This window comes from Streptomyces sp. NBC_01017 (assembly GCF_045162795.1).
GTDB lineage: Bacteria > Actinomycetota > Actinomycetes > Streptomycetales > Streptomycetaceae > Streptomyces > Streptomyces machairae.
Genome location: NZ_CP108683.1, coordinates 5,533,015 through 5,550,736, shown reverse-complemented (window position 1 = coordinate 5,550,736; position 17,722 = coordinate 5,533,015). Strand labels below are relative to the sequence as shown.

26 protein-coding genes are annotated in these 17,722 nt (G+C 70.3%); 1 reads left to right on the top strand and 25 read right to left on the bottom strand.

The features are described from left to right. Positions 1–2: 2 nt before the first annotated feature. The 15 genes from OG331_RS25445 to OG331_RS25375 are packed head-to-tail and all read right to left on the bottom strand — an operon-like array spanning position 3 to position 10,276. The gene (locus tag OG331_RS25445) at positions 3–179 is read right to left on the bottom strand and encodes a hypothetical protein (protein WP_406200166.1); all 177 of its coding nucleotides are present in this window, start codon (positions 177–179) and stop codon (positions 3–5) included. A gap of 32 nt (positions 180–211) precedes the next feature. Further along, a complete protein-coding gene (locus tag OG331_RS25440; protein ID WP_406200164.1) occupies positions 212–733 on the bottom strand; it encodes a hypothetical protein in 522 nt (173 codons plus the stop codon). After that, positions 733–1,209, bottom strand: coding sequence for a phage tail tube protein (locus OG331_RS25435; protein WP_406200162.1), 477 nt, complete (start codon positions 1,207–1,209; stop codon positions 733–735). Before OG331_RS25435 ends, OG331_RS25440 begins: the two co-directional genes overlap by 1 nt. 10 nt (positions 1,210–1,219) lie before the next feature. Further along, positions 1,220–1,651: a minor capsid protein gene (locus OG331_RS25430; protein WP_406200159.1), complete on the bottom strand. Its 432-nt coding sequence runs from the start codon at positions 1,649–1,651 to the stop codon at positions 1,220–1,222. Next, positions 1,648–1,998, bottom strand: coding sequence for a hypothetical protein (locus OG331_RS25425; RefSeq protein ID WP_406200157.1), 351 nt, complete (start codon positions 1,996–1,998; stop codon positions 1,648–1,650). The genes OG331_RS25430 and OG331_RS25425 overlap by 4 nt, the downstream gene beginning before the upstream one ends. A 13-nt stretch (positions 1,999–2,011) precedes the next feature. Continuing rightward, positions 2,012–2,329, bottom strand: a complete 318-nt coding sequence (locus OG331_RS25420; protein WP_406200155.1) for a hypothetical protein — start codon at positions 2,327–2,329, stop codon at positions 2,012–2,014. Continuing rightward, positions 2,326–3,009 carry a hypothetical protein gene (locus OG331_RS25415; protein WP_406200153.1) on the bottom strand — a complete coding sequence of 228 codons (684 nt, stop codon included), beginning with the start codon at positions 3,007–3,009 and terminating at the stop codon, positions 2,326–2,328. The genes OG331_RS25420 and OG331_RS25415 overlap by 4 nt, the downstream gene beginning before the upstream one ends. Further along, a complete protein-coding gene (locus tag OG331_RS25410) occupies positions 3,009–4,862 on the bottom strand; it encodes a hypothetical protein (RefSeq protein WP_406200150.1) in 1,854 nt (617 codons plus the stop codon). The genes OG331_RS25415 and OG331_RS25410 overlap by 1 nt, the downstream gene beginning before the upstream one ends. Before the next feature lie 27 nt (positions 4,863–4,889). After that, positions 4,890–5,342, bottom strand: a complete 453-nt coding sequence (locus OG331_RS25405; protein ID WP_406200148.1) for a hypothetical protein — start codon at positions 5,340–5,342, stop codon at positions 4,890–4,892. Positions 5,343–5,345: 3 nt separating this feature from the next. Beyond that, positions 5,346–6,335 (bottom strand): hypothetical protein, encoded by a 990-nt coding sequence (locus tag OG331_RS25400; protein WP_406200146.1) that lies wholly within the window; start codon positions 6,333–6,335, stop codon positions 5,346–5,348. Next, complete coding sequence (locus tag OG331_RS25395; RefSeq protein WP_406200143.1) at positions 6,332–6,967, bottom strand: FkbM family methyltransferase; 636 nt, start codon at positions 6,965–6,967, stop codon at positions 6,332–6,334. The genes OG331_RS25400 and OG331_RS25395 overlap by 4 nt, the downstream gene beginning before the upstream one ends. Before the next feature lie 3 nt (positions 6,968–6,970). Further along, positions 6,971–7,627, bottom strand: coding sequence for a hypothetical protein (locus tag OG331_RS25390; protein ID WP_406200141.1), 657 nt, complete (start codon positions 7,625–7,627; stop codon positions 6,971–6,973). Then, positions 7,618–8,544 carry a glycosyltransferase gene (locus OG331_RS25385; protein WP_406200138.1) on the bottom strand — a complete coding sequence of 309 codons (927 nt, stop codon included), beginning with the start codon at positions 8,542–8,544 and terminating at the stop codon, positions 7,618–7,620. The genes OG331_RS25390 and OG331_RS25385 overlap by 10 nt, the downstream gene beginning before the upstream one ends. A 43-nt stretch (positions 8,545–8,587) precedes the next feature. Then, positions 8,588–9,463 carry a P22 phage major capsid protein family protein gene (locus tag OG331_RS25380; protein WP_406200135.1) on the bottom strand — a complete coding sequence of 292 codons (876 nt, stop codon included), beginning with the start codon at positions 9,461–9,463 and terminating at the stop codon, positions 8,588–8,590. A 27-nt stretch (positions 9,464–9,490) separates the two neighbouring features. Next, positions 9,491–10,276, bottom strand: coding sequence for a hypothetical protein (locus OG331_RS25375; RefSeq protein WP_406200132.1), 786 nt, complete (start codon positions 10,274–10,276; stop codon positions 9,491–9,493). 132 nt (positions 10,277–10,408) lie between these two features. Here OG331_RS25375 and OG331_RS25370 point away from each other — a divergent pair, with 132 nt between their 5' ends. Beyond that, positions 10,409–10,654, top strand: a complete 246-nt coding sequence (locus tag OG331_RS25370; protein ID WP_406200129.1) for a hypothetical protein — start codon at positions 10,409–10,411, stop codon at positions 10,652–10,654. Here the strand turns inward: OG331_RS25370 and OG331_RS25365 are convergent. From OG331_RS25365 to OG331_RS25320, 10 genes are all read right to left on the bottom strand, one after another. Beyond that, positions 10,651–11,754: a phage minor capsid protein gene (locus OG331_RS25365; RefSeq protein WP_406200125.1), complete on the bottom strand. Its 1,104-nt coding sequence runs from the start codon at positions 11,752–11,754 to the stop codon at positions 10,651–10,653. The two genes, OG331_RS25370 and OG331_RS25365, sit on opposite strands and share 4 nt — an antisense overlap. A 16-nt stretch (positions 11,755–11,770) precedes the next feature. Next, positions 11,771–13,285, bottom strand: a complete 1,515-nt coding sequence (locus OG331_RS25360; protein WP_406200122.1) for a phage portal protein — start codon at positions 13,283–13,285, stop codon at positions 11,771–11,773. Further along, positions 13,285–13,458 (bottom strand): hypothetical protein, encoded by a 174-nt coding sequence (locus OG331_RS25355; RefSeq protein WP_406200120.1) that lies wholly within the window; start codon positions 13,456–13,458, stop codon positions 13,285–13,287. The genes OG331_RS25360 and OG331_RS25355 overlap by 1 nt, the downstream gene beginning before the upstream one ends. Beyond that, on the bottom strand, positions 13,455–14,732 hold the full coding sequence (locus tag OG331_RS25350; protein ID WP_406200117.1) for a PBSX family phage terminase large subunit: 1,278 nt from the start codon (positions 14,730–14,732) through the stop codon (positions 13,455–13,457). The genes OG331_RS25355 and OG331_RS25350 overlap by 4 nt, the downstream gene beginning before the upstream one ends. After that, positions 14,719–15,222 carry a helix-turn-helix domain-containing protein gene (locus OG331_RS25345; protein ID WP_406200114.1) on the bottom strand — a complete coding sequence of 168 codons (504 nt, stop codon included), beginning with the start codon at positions 15,220–15,222 and terminating at the stop codon, positions 14,719–14,721. The genes OG331_RS25350 and OG331_RS25345 overlap by 14 nt, the downstream gene beginning before the upstream one ends. Positions 15,223–15,380: 158 nt before the next feature. Further along, on the bottom strand, positions 15,381–15,770 hold the full coding sequence (locus OG331_RS25340; RefSeq protein ID WP_406200111.1) for a hypothetical protein: 390 nt from the start codon (positions 15,768–15,770) through the stop codon (positions 15,381–15,383). A 93-nt stretch (positions 15,771–15,863) separates the two neighbouring features. After that, positions 15,864–16,151: a hypothetical protein gene (locus OG331_RS25335; RefSeq protein WP_406200109.1), complete on the bottom strand. Its 288-nt coding sequence runs from the start codon at positions 16,149–16,151 to the stop codon at positions 15,864–15,866. A 102-nt stretch (positions 16,152–16,253) separates the two neighbouring features. Next, positions 16,254–16,658: a DUF6221 family protein gene (locus OG331_RS25330; protein ID WP_406200107.1), complete on the bottom strand. Its 405-nt coding sequence runs from the start codon at positions 16,656–16,658 to the stop codon at positions 16,254–16,256. Between the two features lie 4 nt (positions 16,659–16,662). Next, entirely contained in the window at positions 16,663–17,067 is a 405-nt protein-coding gene (locus OG331_RS25325; protein ID WP_406200104.1) for a helix-turn-helix transcriptional regulator, read from the bottom strand. Between the two features lie 151 nt (positions 17,068–17,218). Then, entirely contained in the window at positions 17,219–17,587 is a 369-nt protein-coding gene (locus OG331_RS25320) for a hypothetical protein (RefSeq protein ID WP_406200102.1), read from the bottom strand. Positions 17,588–17,722: the final 135 nt, after the last annotated feature.

Here is a 17,722-nt window from a genome sequence, read left to right as displayed (position 1 = left end):
CGCTACCTCCTCCGGTACTTGGGTTGCTCGGGCGGGGGAGGTGCGAAGTGACGCGAGACGCGGGATTCGGCAGAGATGAGGCCGTAGAGGCGGGTCTGGAACCAGCGCCACGACCGCTTGTCGAGCAGCTGCTTGTCGTCGAGGTCGAGGCCGTAGGTGTCCTGGAAGTCCGCCTCCACCAGCGGCCACTGCTCCAGCAGAGCGGCGCGGGTTACCCGCTTGCCCTGCCGCTGCGCCTGCGACGCTGGCGGGAGCCCGCCTTCGTACCACTCGTAGAGCCCCGTGATCGGGTCGTACTCGCCGCGTCCGACTCCGAGCGCGGAGACCTCTGCTGCCGACGGGCCGCCCGATTCGGGGCCAAGAGAGAAGGGTCGCCACCGCTGGCCCAGAATTTTGCGGCCGTCTCGCGGTCGTTGAGGACCCACACCATGGTGGTCATGGCGACGTGCCGGAACCGTGTCCAGGACAGATCGGCTGCGATCTCGTCGTGGACGGGCCCAAGGAGGAGCCGGTACAGGTCGCGTTCCTCGTCATCGTCGAGGACTTCCGCGTCCGGCTCGGTGCCGTTGAGGAACAGCTTCGCGGCCATCTTCGTGATCTGCTCCACGCGGAGGCCGGCGCGGGCGGACGGTGACGGGATGCGGTAGACGCGGGTCTGCCCGCCCTCTGTGAGGACGGGCAGCTCCAGGTAGTCGTCGAGGAAGTCACCGAGCGCCTCGAACTGGGCGGCCATCAGCTCCCCGCCAGCGGGTTGTCGATCGGCGTGAGCGCCCCGTCACCAGTGAAGGTGATCTCGACCTCGCCGAGCGCCGTGTACTCGCCGCCCGCCGGCGCCCAGGTCGGGATGGCCTTGCCCTCGTACGCCTCGGGCAGGCCGTTGCGCTGCATGTACCGCAGGTGCACCAGGTTGGCGTCCCCGTACGCGAAGTGGGCGAGCCTGATCGCCTCGTGAACCGGGCTGTACACCTTGACGGTCTTGTTGGCCTTGCGGCGGATCGTCGTGGTGACCTCCCACGACTGTGCCGTCTTGGTGTTGCCCGCCCAGCCGTCGGAGTCGTAGTCGGACGAGTCTTCGATGTTCGGCTCCGACGCGGGCTGGAAGGCCCGGACACCCGGGCACAGCTGCCAGTCCGGGGCCTCGTCGGTGCCCATGTTGATTTCCAGCCGCCACTCGCGGGCAAGCTCGGTCTCCTCGATGGGAGTGGACATCAGGTCCTCCTCAGTCGCTCAGATGGGGCCCGGACCTGACCGTCCGGAAGTAGTAGTTCGCGACCAGCTCCATGCGGCCGCGGGTGTCCTGGCCGATCCAGGCCTGGGAGTTGCGCCAGGAGATCTCCACCCACACGTCGCGCAGCAGGTACGAGCGGCGGTTGTGGAGCACGTCGAAGACGTCGCCAGCGAGCTGCACGACGTCGAGCGCGTTGGTGCCCGCGCGCATGCGCGCCTGGACGCCGGTGACGGAGTCGGTGGAGTCGTCGTCCGCGACCGGGTACGGGGTGAGGCCCATCGCCCGGTCCGGGCCGTCGGGAACGCGGCCGAGAACGATGCCCGTGCCGCCCTCCGGCAGCGCCCCGGCCGGGTCGTAGGTTCCGATGCCCTCGGTGTCGAGGAGCTCGGCGAGGCCCTGGAACAGGTCGGTGTCGTGGCTCATTGCAGCGCCCGCCTCACCTGCGCGGCGATGATCCGCTGGACCGGTCCGCGGTTGGCGTTGAGGGGCTGCTCCAGGTACTTGGCCTGCCTGCCGGGCGCGTGCCGCCAGTCGAGTTCCTCGTGTTGGCGGACGGCGTACGGGCCGTCGAAGCTGACGGCGGCGGTGAGCGTGCCTTCGTCCACGGAGGCGGTGCCGGTGGACTGGAGGTAGCCCTCGTCGAGCGGCACGACCTCTTGGGCTTCGGTGAGGACGTGCTCGGCGGCCAGGAGCAGGCCGCGGGCTGCGGCGGCGCGGAGTTCCCGCTGGACCGCTGCCCCGTTGAAGCGAAGTTCGAAGCGAGCGGCCACCTGCGGGCACCCCCTATTGAAGTTGGATCTCCACGTGGTCCGGTGTCGGCAGCCCGCCGCCGTCGCGGTCCAGGGCGGCGATCACCGTGGTGGTGCGGCCGGACGGCAGCGTGACGCGGGACAGCGGCGGCACCGTCGTGCCGGGCGCCGCGTAGGCGGTCGAGGACGAGGTGACCTCCTCGCCGCCGGGGGAGCGCACGGCGCGGGTCTGCTCGTCCACGAAGCACCGCACCTCTGTGGGCGGCCCGTAGAGGGGGCCGGTGCTGGAGTCCCCCAGGTGCGGCTCGATCGTGATGCGGTGGCGCAGCAGCCAGCCCGGAATGCGGCTCACCAGGGCACCGCCACCGCGCCGATGACGAGCTTGTCGTGCAGGTCAGGGGAGCGAAGTTCGTCCATCACCTGCGGGGCGATCTGCCGGGCCGCCGAGTCGTCACCCGACACGCTGGTCACCGACCGGCCGAGGTTCACCGAGCCGATCGCCACCGAGCCGTAGCCGACCCCGGCCGCGCCCGTACTGTCGCCGACCTCGTCCCACCAGGCGACCTGTGCGCACACCGCGCGGCCGATCGCCGCGGCGACGTCCGGGTCGGTGGGCATGCCGTCGTCGTCGACGTCGTAGCGGCACAGGAACAACACGCGGGTGTCGAGCATCTTCGATGCGGCCAGCAGCAGCCCAGAGGCGTCGAGCGGCGGGGCGGCGCGCAGGTAGTTCGCGAGGTCCGTCGTCGTGGCGTACACCCGGCCGGTTTGCCCGGCGCCTGGTGTCGGGGCGACGGCCACCTGCTGGTTCTCCACCGACGCGCCAGTGCCGGTGACCGTCCAGCGCAGCAGCCACACCCCGGCCGCCGTGTAGGTGAGCGGCGCCGTCCACGTCTGCCCGCCGTCCGCCGTAGAGGCGACAGGACTCGACACGGTCCCGTCCGGCGCAGTCACCGCCAGCGATGCGGACGTTGTCCCGTCGTAGGGGGCCACCACCAGCTGCGCGGTGACCACGTCTCCCACATCGGGCATCAGCCACCTCCGGAAGTGCTCGAGGGCGTCAGCGACGGCCCGTATACGGATGCGGTCAGCGACGGCCCGGCGGCCGACGGGGTGAGGAGAGGCCCGGCCACCGACGGCGTCAGCTGGTCGGCCGGCTGCTGCACACGCGACGCCACCGGCCGCGGGCGGTCCGCGGCGCGGGCAGTGCGGATCATGCGGGTCTGGTACGGCTGACGCACCCCACGCGCCCGCGCGGTCTCACGCGCAGCCGCTACGACGGTGTGCTTCGCCGCGTCCACTGGCCGTACGGCGTCGGTACAGCGGGCAATCCCGAGCGGCACCAGCAGCAGACCGTGCAGCGGCCGGGCCGCCACGACGGTGCGCGCCGGAGCCACACTCAGACGTTTCACGCCAGCCAGCGGACGAGCTGCCTCCACACCGAGAGCCGCGCCCAGGGACAGCGTCCCGGACCGGCCCAATGGGCGTCCGGTGGTCGTCTGCCGTGCCGTGCCCACGTGGACGGTGCGGGAGTGCCCCAGCCCGCGGGCGGCCTCCGTCGCCCGCGCGGCGCCGAGAGGCACCGCCCGCATCACCGTCACGGGTCGCGCGGTATCAGCCGCCCGCGCCGGGCCGGTGCCCGCGGATTTCTGCACCGGCACAGGAAGCGCCCCGACCGCGACCGCGGCCGAGCCCAGCCGCGTTGCGCCGGAGAGCGCCAACTGGCCGGCGGCCGTCGACTGCCGGGCCACGCCGATCGGCACGATCCGCAGAACCCGCAGCGACCTCGCCGTCTCGGTCGTGCGTCCTGCGCCGGCCGGGATGGCCCGTGTGGCCGTGACCGCCCGGGCCGCCGCCGCCTGCCGGGCCCGGCCGGGGCGGGCGGTCCGCTCCCACGACAGGGCCCGCCCGCCAGCAACCACATGGGCCGCGGTGACGGGTGCCGTCTTCTTCCCGGCGACCAGCCCGCCGGCCACCACCGTGCGGGCTGTACCGACCGGCACCGTTCGCGCCGCGACCACGGGGCGTGCCGTAGCCGACTCGCCCGCCGCCGTAACCGGGACGGTCCGCCGTACGGTCACCGTCCGTCCGGTCGCCAGATCCCTAGCCGTGCCGACCATCGCGGTCTTCGCCGCCTGCACTCCTCGGGCCGCCGCCGCGGTCCGGGCCACGCCCGGGTATGCCGTCGCCAGGCCGGACACCGATGCGCCAGCCTCAGCGGACCGGGCCGCACCCAGCCCGGTCGTCTTCGCCTTCCCGAGCGCCCCCGCGCTGGCGGCCGTGCGCGCGGTCCCGAGGGCCACTGTCTGCCCGCCGGTCGGAACGATGTTGAAGTCGTCGTACTCGGCGAAGTCGTCGGTGCCGTCACTCCGGTGGGAGATCAGCTGCACCTGGAGCGTCGTGTCCGCCACCCACGCCGGGGCGGTCTCGCTGCGCTGCACCGTCCACGTCGTGCCGTCCGGGGACGTCTCCCAGTACAGCGTTCCCGCGGTCTCCCGGATCCGCAGATAGGCGTGGTCCACCGGGTCGTAGGTGGTTGAGGTGTATCCCGGGTCGCCGTAGTCGACGCGCACCGCCATGCCCAGATCGCCGTCGATGGCGTTGACCTCGATCACCGCGTCCGTGCCGAGCGTGGTGGTCGTGATCAGGATCTGCGACCACGCCTCCTCGGTCGCGCCGCCCGCCGCCGGCGGATACATCCGGGCCTGCACATGCGAGCCCTGGAGTGTCCACGCGGTGTCCGAGGCGTAGGCCGCGTAGTCGGCTGTGCAGGGCACCCGGGCCCGGCCCCCGGTCTCGCTGACCGTGCCGTAGGAGTCGGGCCACTTGACGGTGTCGACGGTGTTGTCGTCGAAGTCGTCGGTGAGGGTGTCCAGCAGTGGCACGACCGGTCACCCCCTGTCCGCAGGTTGTCAGGCGGCGTTCTCGGCGACCGCCAGGCCGTCGGCGTGGATCTGCGCGGTGATGTCCGTGCCGTCCGGGGTGACCGCGAAGTCGTGCAGGGTGAGCGGGATCAAGTCGGCGTCGGTGCCGCCTGTGGTGTCCGGGTCATAGCAGATGACCAGCTTCCCGGTGGCGTTACCCGCGGCAGCGGTCCACACGATGTCGTCGCAGTCGAAGGAGGCGTCGTTGGCGGTGTCATCGACGGTGACCGCGACGTTCGCCAGGGTCTTGCGGCCCATGGTGGTCTGCTCGTTGGACGCTCCGGCGAGGAGCGCGGCGAGCGTGTCGTAGTCCTGAAGCGCGTCGTCCGTCTCCAGGCCGGAGGCTTCCAGCACGACCGCAACCAGGGCGTCGTTCGTGGCGGGCAGCCCCGCGTAGTAGATGAAGCGGCCTTTGCCGATGTTGGTGACCAGGTCGGCCATGGCTCAGTGCTCCTTGCTGCCGTAGCGGTCGATGAGTTCGGCCTTGGTGAGGGTGGCGATCTCGGCAGCCTCGTCGGAGTCCTGCGCCTGCCGGGTGGCGTACTCCAGCCAGGCGGCCTTCGGGTCCTGCTGCGCCGGACGCTCCGGCGGGTCAGCCGGCGGCGGGCCCTGCTTCGGCTCCTCGGCCTGCTGCACCTCCGGGGCCGGGGCGGCGATGCGCTTCCAGTTCGGCAGCATCTCCAGCCGGGCGTTGGGGTGCGGGTACTCGACCTCGTCCCCGGTGTTGTCGTTCTTGTACCTGTACTTCATGGGTGATCCCTCCAGTGGGGTCGGACAGAACTCGGCCACCAGCGCCCGCATCTGCGCGGCCTGGCCGGAGGCCGCCTGATAGCGGCGGTAGCGAGCGAGGGACTCGGCCGAACCGACCGAGCGGGACCGGCGCGGGGCGGGCGGGTGCCACAGGTGGAACAAGTCGCTGTCGCCACGCCACATCGGCCCCGCCAGCGTCTCCAGGGCGAGCGCCCACGCCTGGTCTTCCTGGCCCCACCCTTGGAAGTGCGGGTCCATGGGGACGCCTTCGAGGACCTGGCGGTCGAGGACGACGATGCCGCCGCCGGGCATGCCCGGATGGGTCTCGTCGGTGGGCTGGCCCTCGAGCGGGGCGCCACCGAGAACGGCCTGGGTGGCCTCGGGGGTGAGGCGGCGCACGAGCTGGTGGGGCATCGCCCACCGGGCCCGGCCGGACACCACCTCGTCCACGGCGTCCAGGGTGCCTACCGTCCAGACGTCGGCGTCGGCGACCACCAGGACGTCAGCGTTGGTCTGCCGCAGCGCATCAGCGACCGCTGCACCCTTGGACCAGGGGCCGTCCGGGCAAGCGCCGGTGACGATCTGCCAGTCCGGCCAGCGGGCCCACTGTCGGCGTACCCACGCCCACACGGATTGCCGTGAGCCACCGTCTGGCCGCCACGGCACCAGGACGGCGACGCTCACGCCGGCTCCCGGTAGAACACGACGTCCCGGACCTCACCACCACGCTGCGCGAGCCCGGGGCCGCGGCCCCACTTGCTGACCCAGTCGTAGTCGCGGACCCACCGGTCGGCCTCGTGGAAGCCGCGGCCGGTCATGAACGCGGACACCTCGTCGTACGGCGCGGCCATCGTCGGGTCGTCCACGGTGCAGGTCTCGGCGATGACCAGGCGGAGGCTGTCCCACGGGGCGGCCTTCAGGACGTCCAGCTCCAGGCCCTGCGCGTCGACCACTGCGGCGTCGGCGTCGGGGGCGAGTTCGTCGAGGCGGCGCACGTCCACGTCGATGGTCCGGGTCACACGGTCGGTCTTCTGCGGTGTGGCCAGGGTCGAGAGGTTGGTGCGGGCCATGATGTGCAGCCGGGTCCACGCGTTCGTGGGCCCGCACGCGCATTGGTGCACAACGGTGTCCGGGTGTTCGCGGTGCAGCTGCTCGGCGAGCCACGGGATCGGCTCCACCAGGGTGATCCGAGGAATGCCGGCCTCGCGGTAGAACGGCATCTCCTGGCCCTCGTGCGCGCCGACATGCACGAGGTGCTGAGGCGTCCAGCCCAGGCCCTTCAGCAGGGCGGGCAGGGCGCGCATGACGTTGGCCACCGGTCAGCCTCCGTCTCTGGTTGCCGGGTGGCGCACGTAGTCGGCCACGGTGTCGAAGTCGTCGGTCAGGTCGTCGATCTCGGTGAACCAATCCCGGCTCACCCGGTGCTTACCGACCGGCGTGCCCTGCCAGGTGCGCAGCAGCATCCAGCCCGGGGGTCGGGTGACGATCCCTTGGGCGCGCATCTCGTGGACGTGCCGCAGCCGGGCGTCCATGCGGGTGTGCTGGCCGGGCCACCAGGAGGCGGCGAAGATCTCCCCGTACGGGGTGCCCGTCACCTTGGACGGCCCGTACCGGCCGAACACCCGGTAGGTCTGCGGCCGGAACCCGGCCACGGTGGCCATCGCCTCGTCGGTGAAGTACACGTCGCCGAGCAGCAGCACCGTACGGCCGCGCTCGTTCCACAGGCTGCGGGTGGCCGCATACTCCGACGGCGCGGTGCCGTCCTGCTCGTGCACCGTCACCCCGGGCAGCCGGTAGCGGGCGCCCCCCGCCGGGCACGTGAGGTGCACGTCGTCGGTCAACTCCCGCACCTGCCCGACCGTGCGGTACAGCAGCGGCACCCCGAAGTGCGCCCGCAGCGGCACCAGATGCGACGGAACACCGAGATGGCCGCCCCACTTGGCCTGCGACCCCGCACACGCGATGATCACCCGCACCCGAACACCACCCTCTCGATGTCCTTCAGCCGGTGCTCCCACAGATGCCGCTCCTCCACCAGAGCGATCGCCGCATCGGTCATCTCCCGCCGGCTGGAGGCCGTCAGCGCGTCGATGCGCTCGCCGAGCTGGGGGAACTGGCCGCGCTCGTACAGCAGCATCACGTCGTCGGTGAAGCCGAGCTCGGCCATGCCCTCGACACGGGGGTGGGCGAGGAGTCCGCCGCGGCCCATGGTGCAGACGACGCGGTCTGACCAGTAGTGCGAGGCGTCTGCGGAGTCGCCGAGCACGACTTCAGCTGAGGCGTACAGGCTCCCCAGGTCCGGTCCCCACACGGGCCGGCTGGGGCCGTACTGCTGGAACTGGAACGCGAACCGGCGGCGGGCCCAGTTGATGAGGTCGGGCCGGTGGGTGCCGTGGATGTCCGGGACGTAGCCGCCGACGAACACCACCCGGCTACGGAACCGTGACCGGTCCGGCGCGGTGCGGCCGAGCCAGCGGCGGCCGAGGGGCGGCGGCAGCCAGACGTGGTTCACGCCGCGCTGCCGGAACTGCTCCTGGTGGCCGCCGTCGGCGGTGAACACGAACTGGCACGACCACCACGGGTCCACGCCGATCTGCTGCTCCCGTCGGGGGATGCCCCAGTACAGGTCGAGGTGGACGCCCACCGTGGCGGTGCCCTCGTCTTCGATCCGGCACAGCATGGCGCCGATATCGCCGGTGGGCTGATGGCCGTGGGTGCGGGCCCAGATCAGCATGTCCGCGCCCTTGCACGCGCGGACCACATCCTCGGCCGGGATGCCGCGGGCCGGGAGGTGCAGCACGTCCCAGCCCAGTTCGCTGCCGCCTTCTGTGAGGCAGTCCTTCCACCGGTTCAGATGCAGCGGCCGGGGAGCGCCGAGCACAATCACGCGCATCGACGCCCCCCTTCACCCGCCACCCACTCCCCGGAAGGGAGGATCAGGAACCGGCGCCCTGGAGCAGGACGGCCCGGTTGGCGTCGAGGGTCTTCGTGCCGTACAGGCAGTCCACCGACACGACGGTCTGCTTGTACTTGATGTCGTAGTCGTAGACCACGCGCAGGCCGAACCCCTTGTAGTTCATGATCGTGGCGTCCTGGGCGCCCGGCGGGATCTCCAGCGGCCGGGTCACCAGAGCGAACGCCGTGCGGTGAAAGGCGACACCCTCCTCCGGCTCCGCCACATGCTGCGTCCAGTACGGGTCGAACCCGAACAGGCGCCGGCCGATGTACGCCTCCCGCAGCGCCTCCGTGCTGCCGGACTCGTTGACCTTCTTCAGCACATCCGTGTCGAGCCAGTCGGCGTTCGCGACCGGGCCGATCACTGCGGACCGGTCGGTCGTCGGAACCTTCTGCTGGTTGAGGATCCTGCCGGCGTCGATGAGGATCTCCGGCTTGGTCAGCTCGCGGCCCGTGGTGGCGCCGGCCGTCTGCACGATGTCGTCGCGCAGCGCCAGAAGGTCAGTGTCGATCTTCTGGGCGATGGCCTCCATCGCCGGGTCGAGGAGCTGCGTACCGAAGTCCTCGATCTCCAGCGTGAGCTGCTCCGTCGTCACGTTGAAGGAGACGTCGGAGAAGTGGTTCAGCGTGACGTCCACGCCGGACTCGGTCGCGTTCTGCGGCACGATGCCGGTCCCGCGGTCGAACTCGGTCGCGGTGAACGTGGCGGGCTTGCGCACCGTGATGGTGTCGCCCTGCTTGCCACGGAAGTCGGCGTCGAAGTCGCGGTGGACGAGCTGCGCCATGACGGTCGTCTCGTACAGCGTGGCGAGCGCCCTCGTGGCGATGGTCTGCGGGGTCAGAAACGTGTTGGCCACAAGGGCCTCCTACTCATGTGGGGAGGCTCAGGCGCGTGCCTTGCGGCGTGCTTCGCGCTGGGCCTCGATGCTGTTGCTGTTCTTGGGCTTCTCGGTGCTGCCGGAGAAGTCACCGGAGTTGCGCGCGGGCGCCTGGCCCTGCGCCTTGAGCTTGGGGTTGTCGTCGACCGCCTTCTTGATGGCGGCGTTGACCTTCTTGGCGAACTCCTCGTCGGACGGGTCGAGGTCGGCGATGGACTTGAGGAAGGCGCGGCTGTCGGTCAGCGCGTCCGGGTCGGCGCCGTGCTTCGATGCGCCCCGGTACACGGCCAGCTCGACCGCGGTCTCCCTGTGCGCCGCCGTCGCCTTCTCGATCTGCGCCGTGAGCGCGGCCGGGTCGGGCGGCGTGTCCTTGTCGTCCTTGACCAGGCCGAGGGCCTTGCCGAGTTCCTGCACGATCTGCGTGCGGGCCTCGTCGGCCGCCGCCTTCTTGGCGTTGGTCCGGGCCTTGCCGGCGTCGGCGTTCGCCTGCTTCAGCTCCTTCTGGAGCCGGGCGATCGTCGCAGTCGGGTCCTCGTCGTCCTTCTTCGCGGGCGGCTTCGGCTTGGGCTTGTCGTCCTTGGCCGCATCGTCGTCCTGGTCGTCGTTGCCGGTCCCGCCGGCGTCGTTGTCTTGGTCGTCGCTTGCGCCCGCGTCGTCACCGCTGTCGTCGCTGTCGGATCCGGAGTCGCCTCCGTCCCCGCCGTCGGCGTACAGCCACGGGTCGAAAGGGCCGTGGCTGTAGGGGTGTGCCCAGCCGGCACCGGCCAGCCTGGGGAGGGTTCGCTTGTTCATGCGTGCACTCCTGGTGCGCGTCGGGTTGGTTCGGCCCCGCGCCTGGCGGGGGTTGTGCGATCCGGCCCGCGCCTGGCGGGCGGAAGTCTGAGCGGACAGTTCTCTGTCAGACCGGTGAGCTACCGTTCCGGCATGTCTGTAGAGATCAAGTTCATAGGCGAGCAGGAGCCGTTCAGCTACACGGACGGCGAGGGCACGGAGTACCGCTACCGGGTGCAGGACAGCGGGGCTCTGTCGATCTTCGAGAAGGCAGCCGGGAAGACCATGGCGAGGGACGCTCTCCCGATCGCTGTATATGGGCCTGCCGCGTGGTTCAGCGTCACCGGTACGTCGCTCGGCGCGTCTGACCGGGGACCAGGGCGGGTTGCTGGCTTCTAGCGTGCAGTGGTGAGCTGCTCGCGGTGGCTCTTGCGCGGCAGGCCCGTCTCCGCGACCAGTTCACGCACCCGCGCCTGATAGGCCCGCACCCGCGCCTGCCTGGCCCTCACCGTGGCCTCGTCCATCCCCGAGTCCGCGAGCCGCTTCCACTTGCGGATCTGCCGCTCGTAGTACCGCTGCCGCTGCGTGTCCTCGTATGTACCCCGCGACGCCTGCACCGCCGGGATCCGGGACACGCCGGGCAGGTAGGCGCTCACGGTGTGGCGGCAGTTCGGATGCTGGAAGCCAGCCGACCGCGCCTCGTTCAGCGTCCCGGCGACCCGCACCGTGACCATGCGGCCGTCGTCGGTGGCGTGCTCCACCTGCACGCTCCGCTTCCCGGGCGCGCCCGTGCGAGCGAGGACCTTCCGCTCCCACGGCCGGCACAACGGGCACTGCTCGGGCGCCTGCGACACGATCACCAGATCCACCCCGGCGGCGCCGAGCCGATCCGTGTGCGCCTCCACTGCAGCACGACCGACCACCGAGCGGGTCGCCATCTCGACGTACGACCTCATGTCCCAGGCCCGTCCGGACCGGTCAACGAAGCCGGTGATGCCGCGCTTCGCGAACTGGTCCAGCGCCGATTGTGCGGCCTGCCGCCGGGACTGTGCCCCAAGGATCGGGGCCGCTCCCGCGCGGGCGATCACGTCCCGGTACACGTCCAGGGACTGGCGCAGGATCCGCGTGTACACCGGGCCGGTGTCATCGATGAGGGCCTGCGCGAGCCGGTCCACGGCCTGCGTGCCGGGCGGGATCGCCGCCACAGCCGGGGCGAGCGCGCCGAGCTCCACCACGGCCGCCTGCGCGCCACGCTCGTACGCCTCGGCAACAGCTTGGTGAATGGCGCCAGTCGCATCGAGCTGAAGGGCGGCGATGATCTGCTCGATCGCCGTCTGGAGGTGGCCGACAGCGGACAGCTTCAGCTGCACCCAGGCGGGGCTGTCGAGGCCTTCGGCGAGGGCGCGCCGGATCTTCTCGATCAGCACACCCTCCGCGCTCTCGTACAGGTCAGCGACAGCGGCCGCGAGGTCTTCAGCCATGGCCGGTGACACGGGCACAGCCGACCACCACCTTCTACGGGAGCGCGCCAGTCTGCATCGGATCCGGCACCGCAGTACCGGCCTCCTGCTGGATCCGCGCCACCTCCGCCTTCACCTGCGTGTCGTCCCACTCGGGGTGGGTCATCCGCACCAGCGTGTCCGTCGAAGCAGCCTGAGCCCGGCGCAGCACATCGGCGGTGTTCGCCAGTGACAGCGGGTCCTCCTGGACGGAGTCCTCGAACTCCACCGTCGGCCGCTGCGGGACGATGCTGCCGCCGAACACTTCACGGTCCACGGCCAGCAGCGCCTCGACGAGCTGCGCCAGCGCCGGCCTCCAGCGCAGCACCTTCTTGCCGCGGGTCGTCATCGACCGCCGCTCCCGGGCGGTGACCTCGGTCGCGGTCACGGCGACGTCGCCGCCGATGCCGAACGTCTGGCCGGAGTAGCCCGCGCTGCGGAGGATCTGGTTCACCAGGTCCTCCGCGGTGTCCCGGTGTTCCTGGACGCGGATCGCGAACTGCACGGTCGTCAGCTGCTGGCCGGCGTCACCGCGGGCCAGCATGTCCAGCCCTGCGTAGATCTCCTGGTCGGGGTTCCAGGAGGCTCCACGCCCGGGCCCGTTGCTTTGCAGGAACGCGTTCGGCGTGATGACACGTCCCTTGCCGATCCGGATGTCCCGCATCCAGCTGGAGTACGTCTCGTCGAGGGCGTCCATCAGCGGCTCGACGCCGTCCAGGTCGGAGCGGCCGAAGTCCTTCAGCTTCGGGTTGCACCGCCACCGGCGGGAGACCTGGTTGGGGATGGCCACCACGTCCAGGCCGTCGTAGCCGGTCGGGATCGCACCCTCGGCGTTGACCAGCGGGGCGAACCCGGCCGTGGCCTCGCTGTCCTCCAACGGCACTGGCCGGCCGAGGTTGTCCTTCGTGCCCTGGTACAGGCCGTGCATGATGACGCCAGGCTCGTGCCGCTGGAGCCACCGCCAGATCTGCCCGTCTTCCTCGCGGACAACCTTCCAGAAGGTGACTGCGGAGAGCCGTCCCCAGGTGAACTCGGGGATGGCCCGGTCGGCGTGCTCGGCGGTGATCCATGGCCGGTCGGAGAGGTCGGTGTCGTAGACGGGCCGCAGGTAGATCCCGCCGAGCGCGGCGCCGACCTCGGCCGCGGTCTGGAGGGTGGCGAGCATGCCGTCGTCGGCGAGGTCGTCGAGCCGGGCCTGGGTGGTGTCGTCGTCGACGGTGAACTTCGGAGGCTCGGAGAACAGCAGGTCTGCGGAGCCGCCGCACAGGTCCCCGGCGATCGGCACGTGCATCTTCGTACGGCGCTCACCGGGGGCGGTGGGTGTGCCCCACCACCAGCGGGCGATGCGGCCGACGACTCCGCCGGAGTACTGGAGACGCTTCGGGTCGGGGCCGCCGCCGGTGCTGCCGCCGTACAGCTGCTCCAGGCGGTCGGGGTCGCCGGACCACCAGGCGTCCCAGGTGTGCATCGCCTCGAGGGCGGGCCCGAGGTACGGGGGCGGCCAAGCGGTCCCGCCGGTGGGCAGCGGCATCAGACGCCCTCCCGTTCCATCAGCAGGTGCGCCAGCCCCAGCCAGGACGTGGCGAGTTCGTCGAGCCGCTCCATCAGGGCGAGGTTGGTCTCGAGTTCGGCGGCGTGCAGCAGTCGGGCAGCGTTCTGGATCGCGGCGTCCGGGGTGATGGGCTCGGGAGCCTTGTTCGTCACGCGGCCACCTCCAGACGAGTCGGCAGGTACGGCCGCCACAGGGCTTCCGTCGTACGCACCCCGTAGCGCAGCGCGTCACATGAGTGGTCGTTCTCCTTGATCGGCTTGTCCTCGCCACGCTCTGCCGCCTCGTCATCCCAGCTGTAGCCCGGGATTTCGTCGATCAGGCCCTCGGCGGATTCGTGGATGAACAGGTCCTCGGTCGAGAACAGGGAGGACACGGTGCGGATGCCGTCCAGGACGGTGTTGTCGGCCTGGGTGACGCCGAGGACCTGGTCTCGGTGCAGCTGCTCGATGTACGACGAGGCGGACGGGTCGACGACGGTCCACTCCGGGGTGACGCCGACCACGTTGGTGCCGGGCTGTGGCACCTTCGCGAGCCACTGCCGGCGGGCCCTCGAGTACTCGGCGTCCGTCATCTGCTTCCGCTCGCGGCGGGAGTCGTACCGGTACTCGGAGACGACGTACAGCTTGTGGTCTGCGCCGAGGCCGATCAGGAGGTCGGCGTACGGGTTGACGGTGCCGTAGTCGATCGCGTCGCACAGCCACCGGTCGATGCGCGGCAGCGTGGACACGACGTGCTTCTTGACGTCGAACTGCTCGTAGATCGCGCCCTCGGACTGCACCCAGTGGCCCAGGATGTAGCGGCGGTACCACAGGCCGGTGAAGTTCCGCTTCATCCGGGCCTTGTAGTCCTCGGACAGGGCCGGGTTGTCGTCCATGACGAAGTGCCATGTGCGGATGCCGAGTTCGTCGGCCCGGTTCAGCCACTCCTTGCGCGCCCAATGTCCTGGATTGTCCGGGTTGGTCGTGGCGAAGATCAGCGCGCCGGGCACCGACATGCGGTCGACGAGCCGCTTGAAGAACTCCTTGGGGAGCAGCGTCAGCTCATCGACGTACGCGCCCGCGCCCGTGAGCCCGCGCAGGCGCGCCTCCGCCTTGGCGTCGTTGGCGGTGATGACTTCGATCTGCCGACCGAGGATCCAGGCGACGCTGGAGCCGCGGGTGTAGCTGACCAGCTTGGCGATGTCGGGGCCGACGATGCTCGGGTCCTGGAGCGGGCCGAAGACGTTGCGGGCGACGGTGTCGTAGGTCTTGCCGACGACGACCAGCTGCCCGCCGTGAGGGGCTGTCACGACGTACATCAGCCAGCGCAGCAGCGAGGCGACGGTCTTGCCCGACCGGACCGATCCTTCCCACACGTTGAGCCACGAGGTGGAGTGGGCGATCGAGCGTTCCTGCTTGTCGGACAGCCGGAGGCTAGTGGTCTCCATGGCGTTCTCGGAGCTGGTCGAAGAGGCTCGTGAGGAGCGATCCGACCTTGTCGGTGCCGCCCTCTTCCTTCGGCGGGGAGAGCTTCAGCGACCGGTCCACGGCGGTGGCGACCAGGCCCATGTACGCGCGCTTGTCGCCGGGGGTCGGCTCTGGCGCGGTGTGGGTGTCGAAGTCGTGCTCTTTGCCGCCCCAGTCCCAGTACGTGTGCGGCTCATTGATCTTCGCTGCCTCGCGCTCGGCGATGTCCTGGAGCTTGATGGCGAAGGCCGCGCGACGGGCGGCGAGGTCGGCCTGGCGGACCTCGGTGGCGGTGCGCACCTCGGCGGCCCGGTCGAATGTGATCGGCGGTTCGAGCTTGGACGCGATGTCGCTGATGGTGCGGCCGGAGCGCCCGAGGATCTTCGCGATCTCGTTGCGGCCCTTGCCGTCGGCGTGGAGTTCACGGACGCGCTGGCGGTCGTTGTCGGTGACCGGTCGGGCCTTGCCCATGGCGGTCACCCCCCTGGACATGGCGAAGGCCCGCACGGTGGCGGGCCTTTGTGGTGCGCTCGGTCGGCGCGATCTATGAGTCTGTGAATGTGTCCGGGCACGCCGGACTTGGCCCCAGGATGGATCATGTGGTCCCGGGATGCAACTACGTCACGTGGTCAGGCCTTGCAGAAACTCGTCTTGATGACCTCGACGATCTTCGCGGCCTTGGTGTCGTCGACACTCGCATTACCGCCGTCGTATCGGAAGGCAGCGTTGTGGACGACCGTGGCGTGGTCCTTGCCCGTGCGGATGTCGTCACAGACGCCGACCGATCGGCTGATCGCGCGGCTCTCCTTCACGGTGAGACCGGGGTCGATGGCGGTCAGCCCGCGGATCAGCACCTTCTCCTGCGCCGAGGTGGGGCGCAGAAACGCGCTGCTGGTAGCAGGGCTTGGGCTGGCTTCGGGTTTCCTCGCTGCCTTGTCGCTGCTCTCGGTCGGGCTGGAGCAGCCGTTGAGCGCGAAGGCGAGCGCGGCTACGGCAACGATGGTGTGACGGATGTGCATGGTCCCCCCTGGGCGGTTGCTGAGGGGACATCTTGCGCTGCAAGAGGACAGCGTGAAGGCGATGTGGCTGTTCTGTGACGAAGCGTGCGACGATCAGTTCGGCGCCGGACCTGTCCCCTGGAGGTCGATGGTCCACCGGGTCCCGTCGAAGTTGACGAACCCGAGCACTTGGCCCCTTCGACCATCGGCCAGTTCGATCAGCACAGGGCTGTTGAGGTCGAGATTCGCTGGGAAACCCTCGGGCGCCTCGCTGACGTGGAAGACCGCTGAGCCCTCCCACGACCGTAGCCCGCCTTCCGGAGGGTTCTCCTGGAGTCGGACGTTCGGGAGCTGCACGCCGTCGATCACGGCTGAGCCGCTGTACGAGAATCGCTCGTTCATGGGCTCATCATCCCTGTGGTGTCAAACAGCGTGGGGCCTGCCGCCGCCGGCCGACTTCACGGCGGGGCCCGGTGACTGTACGGCGAGGATCTGACAACGGCGCTATGGCCGCCACTCCTCGCGGTAGCCGGGCCGGTCCGCGTACGGCAGGGCGAGCAGACGCAGCGTGGCGCATGGGTACTGGACTTGTAGATCCTCCATGTCGTTGCGCCACGAGCAGGTGCTACAGCCCGGCCAGGGGTCACCGTCAACCCGGAACGGGATGTGCAAGGCGAGGATCTGCCGCTTGGCGTCGATCTCACGCAGCACCCGCGCCGGATCATGCCGGACGATGTGCTCGGCGACCCCGGCCCAGTTGGCGGAGGCGCACTCCTCAGCACGGTCGCCTTCGGCGGCGACGATGACGCCGGTCTCACCGATCTGCCGGAAGCTGTCACCTGCCCTCCGCGCGGTCCGCTCGTCCTCGTCGAGCTGCTCGCCCAGCCACTGCACCAGTTCCTCGGTCACAGGGTCATCCTTCCGTGCTGCGCCGGTAGCCGCGACGGGCCGTCAGGGCCGCCGTGACGGTCGTGCCGTACCAACGATGGGCGCGCTGGGCCGTGTCGTCGGGGGCCGGCCACCGGCCTCGGGTGATGTCGGCGCGGATCGTCGCGGCCGTGACGCCCGTCAGTGCCTCGATCTCGCGGGCGGTGTAGAGGCGGCGGGGCTCCAGCTCGGCGGCGTCGCGGGTGAAGTGCTGGGCGATGACGCGGTCCACGGCGGCGGGGTCGTAGACGTACGAGCGGCCGCGCTTCTCGGGGAGCGGGTCCGGCCAGTCGGGGTGCCGGGACCACTGGTTGCGGAGGGTGTTGTAGGCGCGGCCGTGGCGGGCGGCGATCTCGCGGAGGGTCTCGCCCTCGACGGGGGGTTCTACCATGGTGTTACCGGCCTTTCGGCTGGGTGGGACCGGCAGGTTTTGGCGAGCACCCCTCGGGGTGTCTGGGCTTCGGCTCGGGCCTGCCGGTCACGTCATTTCTGATCTTGCAATGGGGACGCCCCCGGCTGGCTGCCGGGGGCGTTCTGTTGGGCTACTCCTGGTTCTCGACCAGCCACTCCATCGCCTGGATGATGGCCTCGGAGGCGGTCAGGAGGCAGATCGCTGCTCCCGCGATCCGGCTCGGCCTCGGCTTGACGATCTCAAGGCGGAAGAGGTCCTCCGTGCTGAGCCAGGAGGCGCAAGCCACCTGGAAGTCCAGCCGCACGCCCTCGGGGACCGGCTCGGAGTCGATGAGCTCCAGCGCGCGGATCATGCCCTCGACAGCTTCCTTCGGCTGGACCAGGCCCTCGGGGAGCCTGATCGGGATGGGCAGGTGGCGCAGGGCGGTGGCGATCTCGGCGTAGCTGACGGCGAGATCCATCGCCAGCTGCTCGATGCGCTTGTCGTGTTCGTCGGCCATGTCGGTCCTTTCGACCTGTGGGTGGTGGGTCCAGGTTGGCGGCCCGTTCCCGCTTACGTGTCTATTGTGGCACATTGGTGCACTGAAAGACAACACTTCTAGGGAAGGAAAAGGCCCCAATCCAGCCTGTGGAGA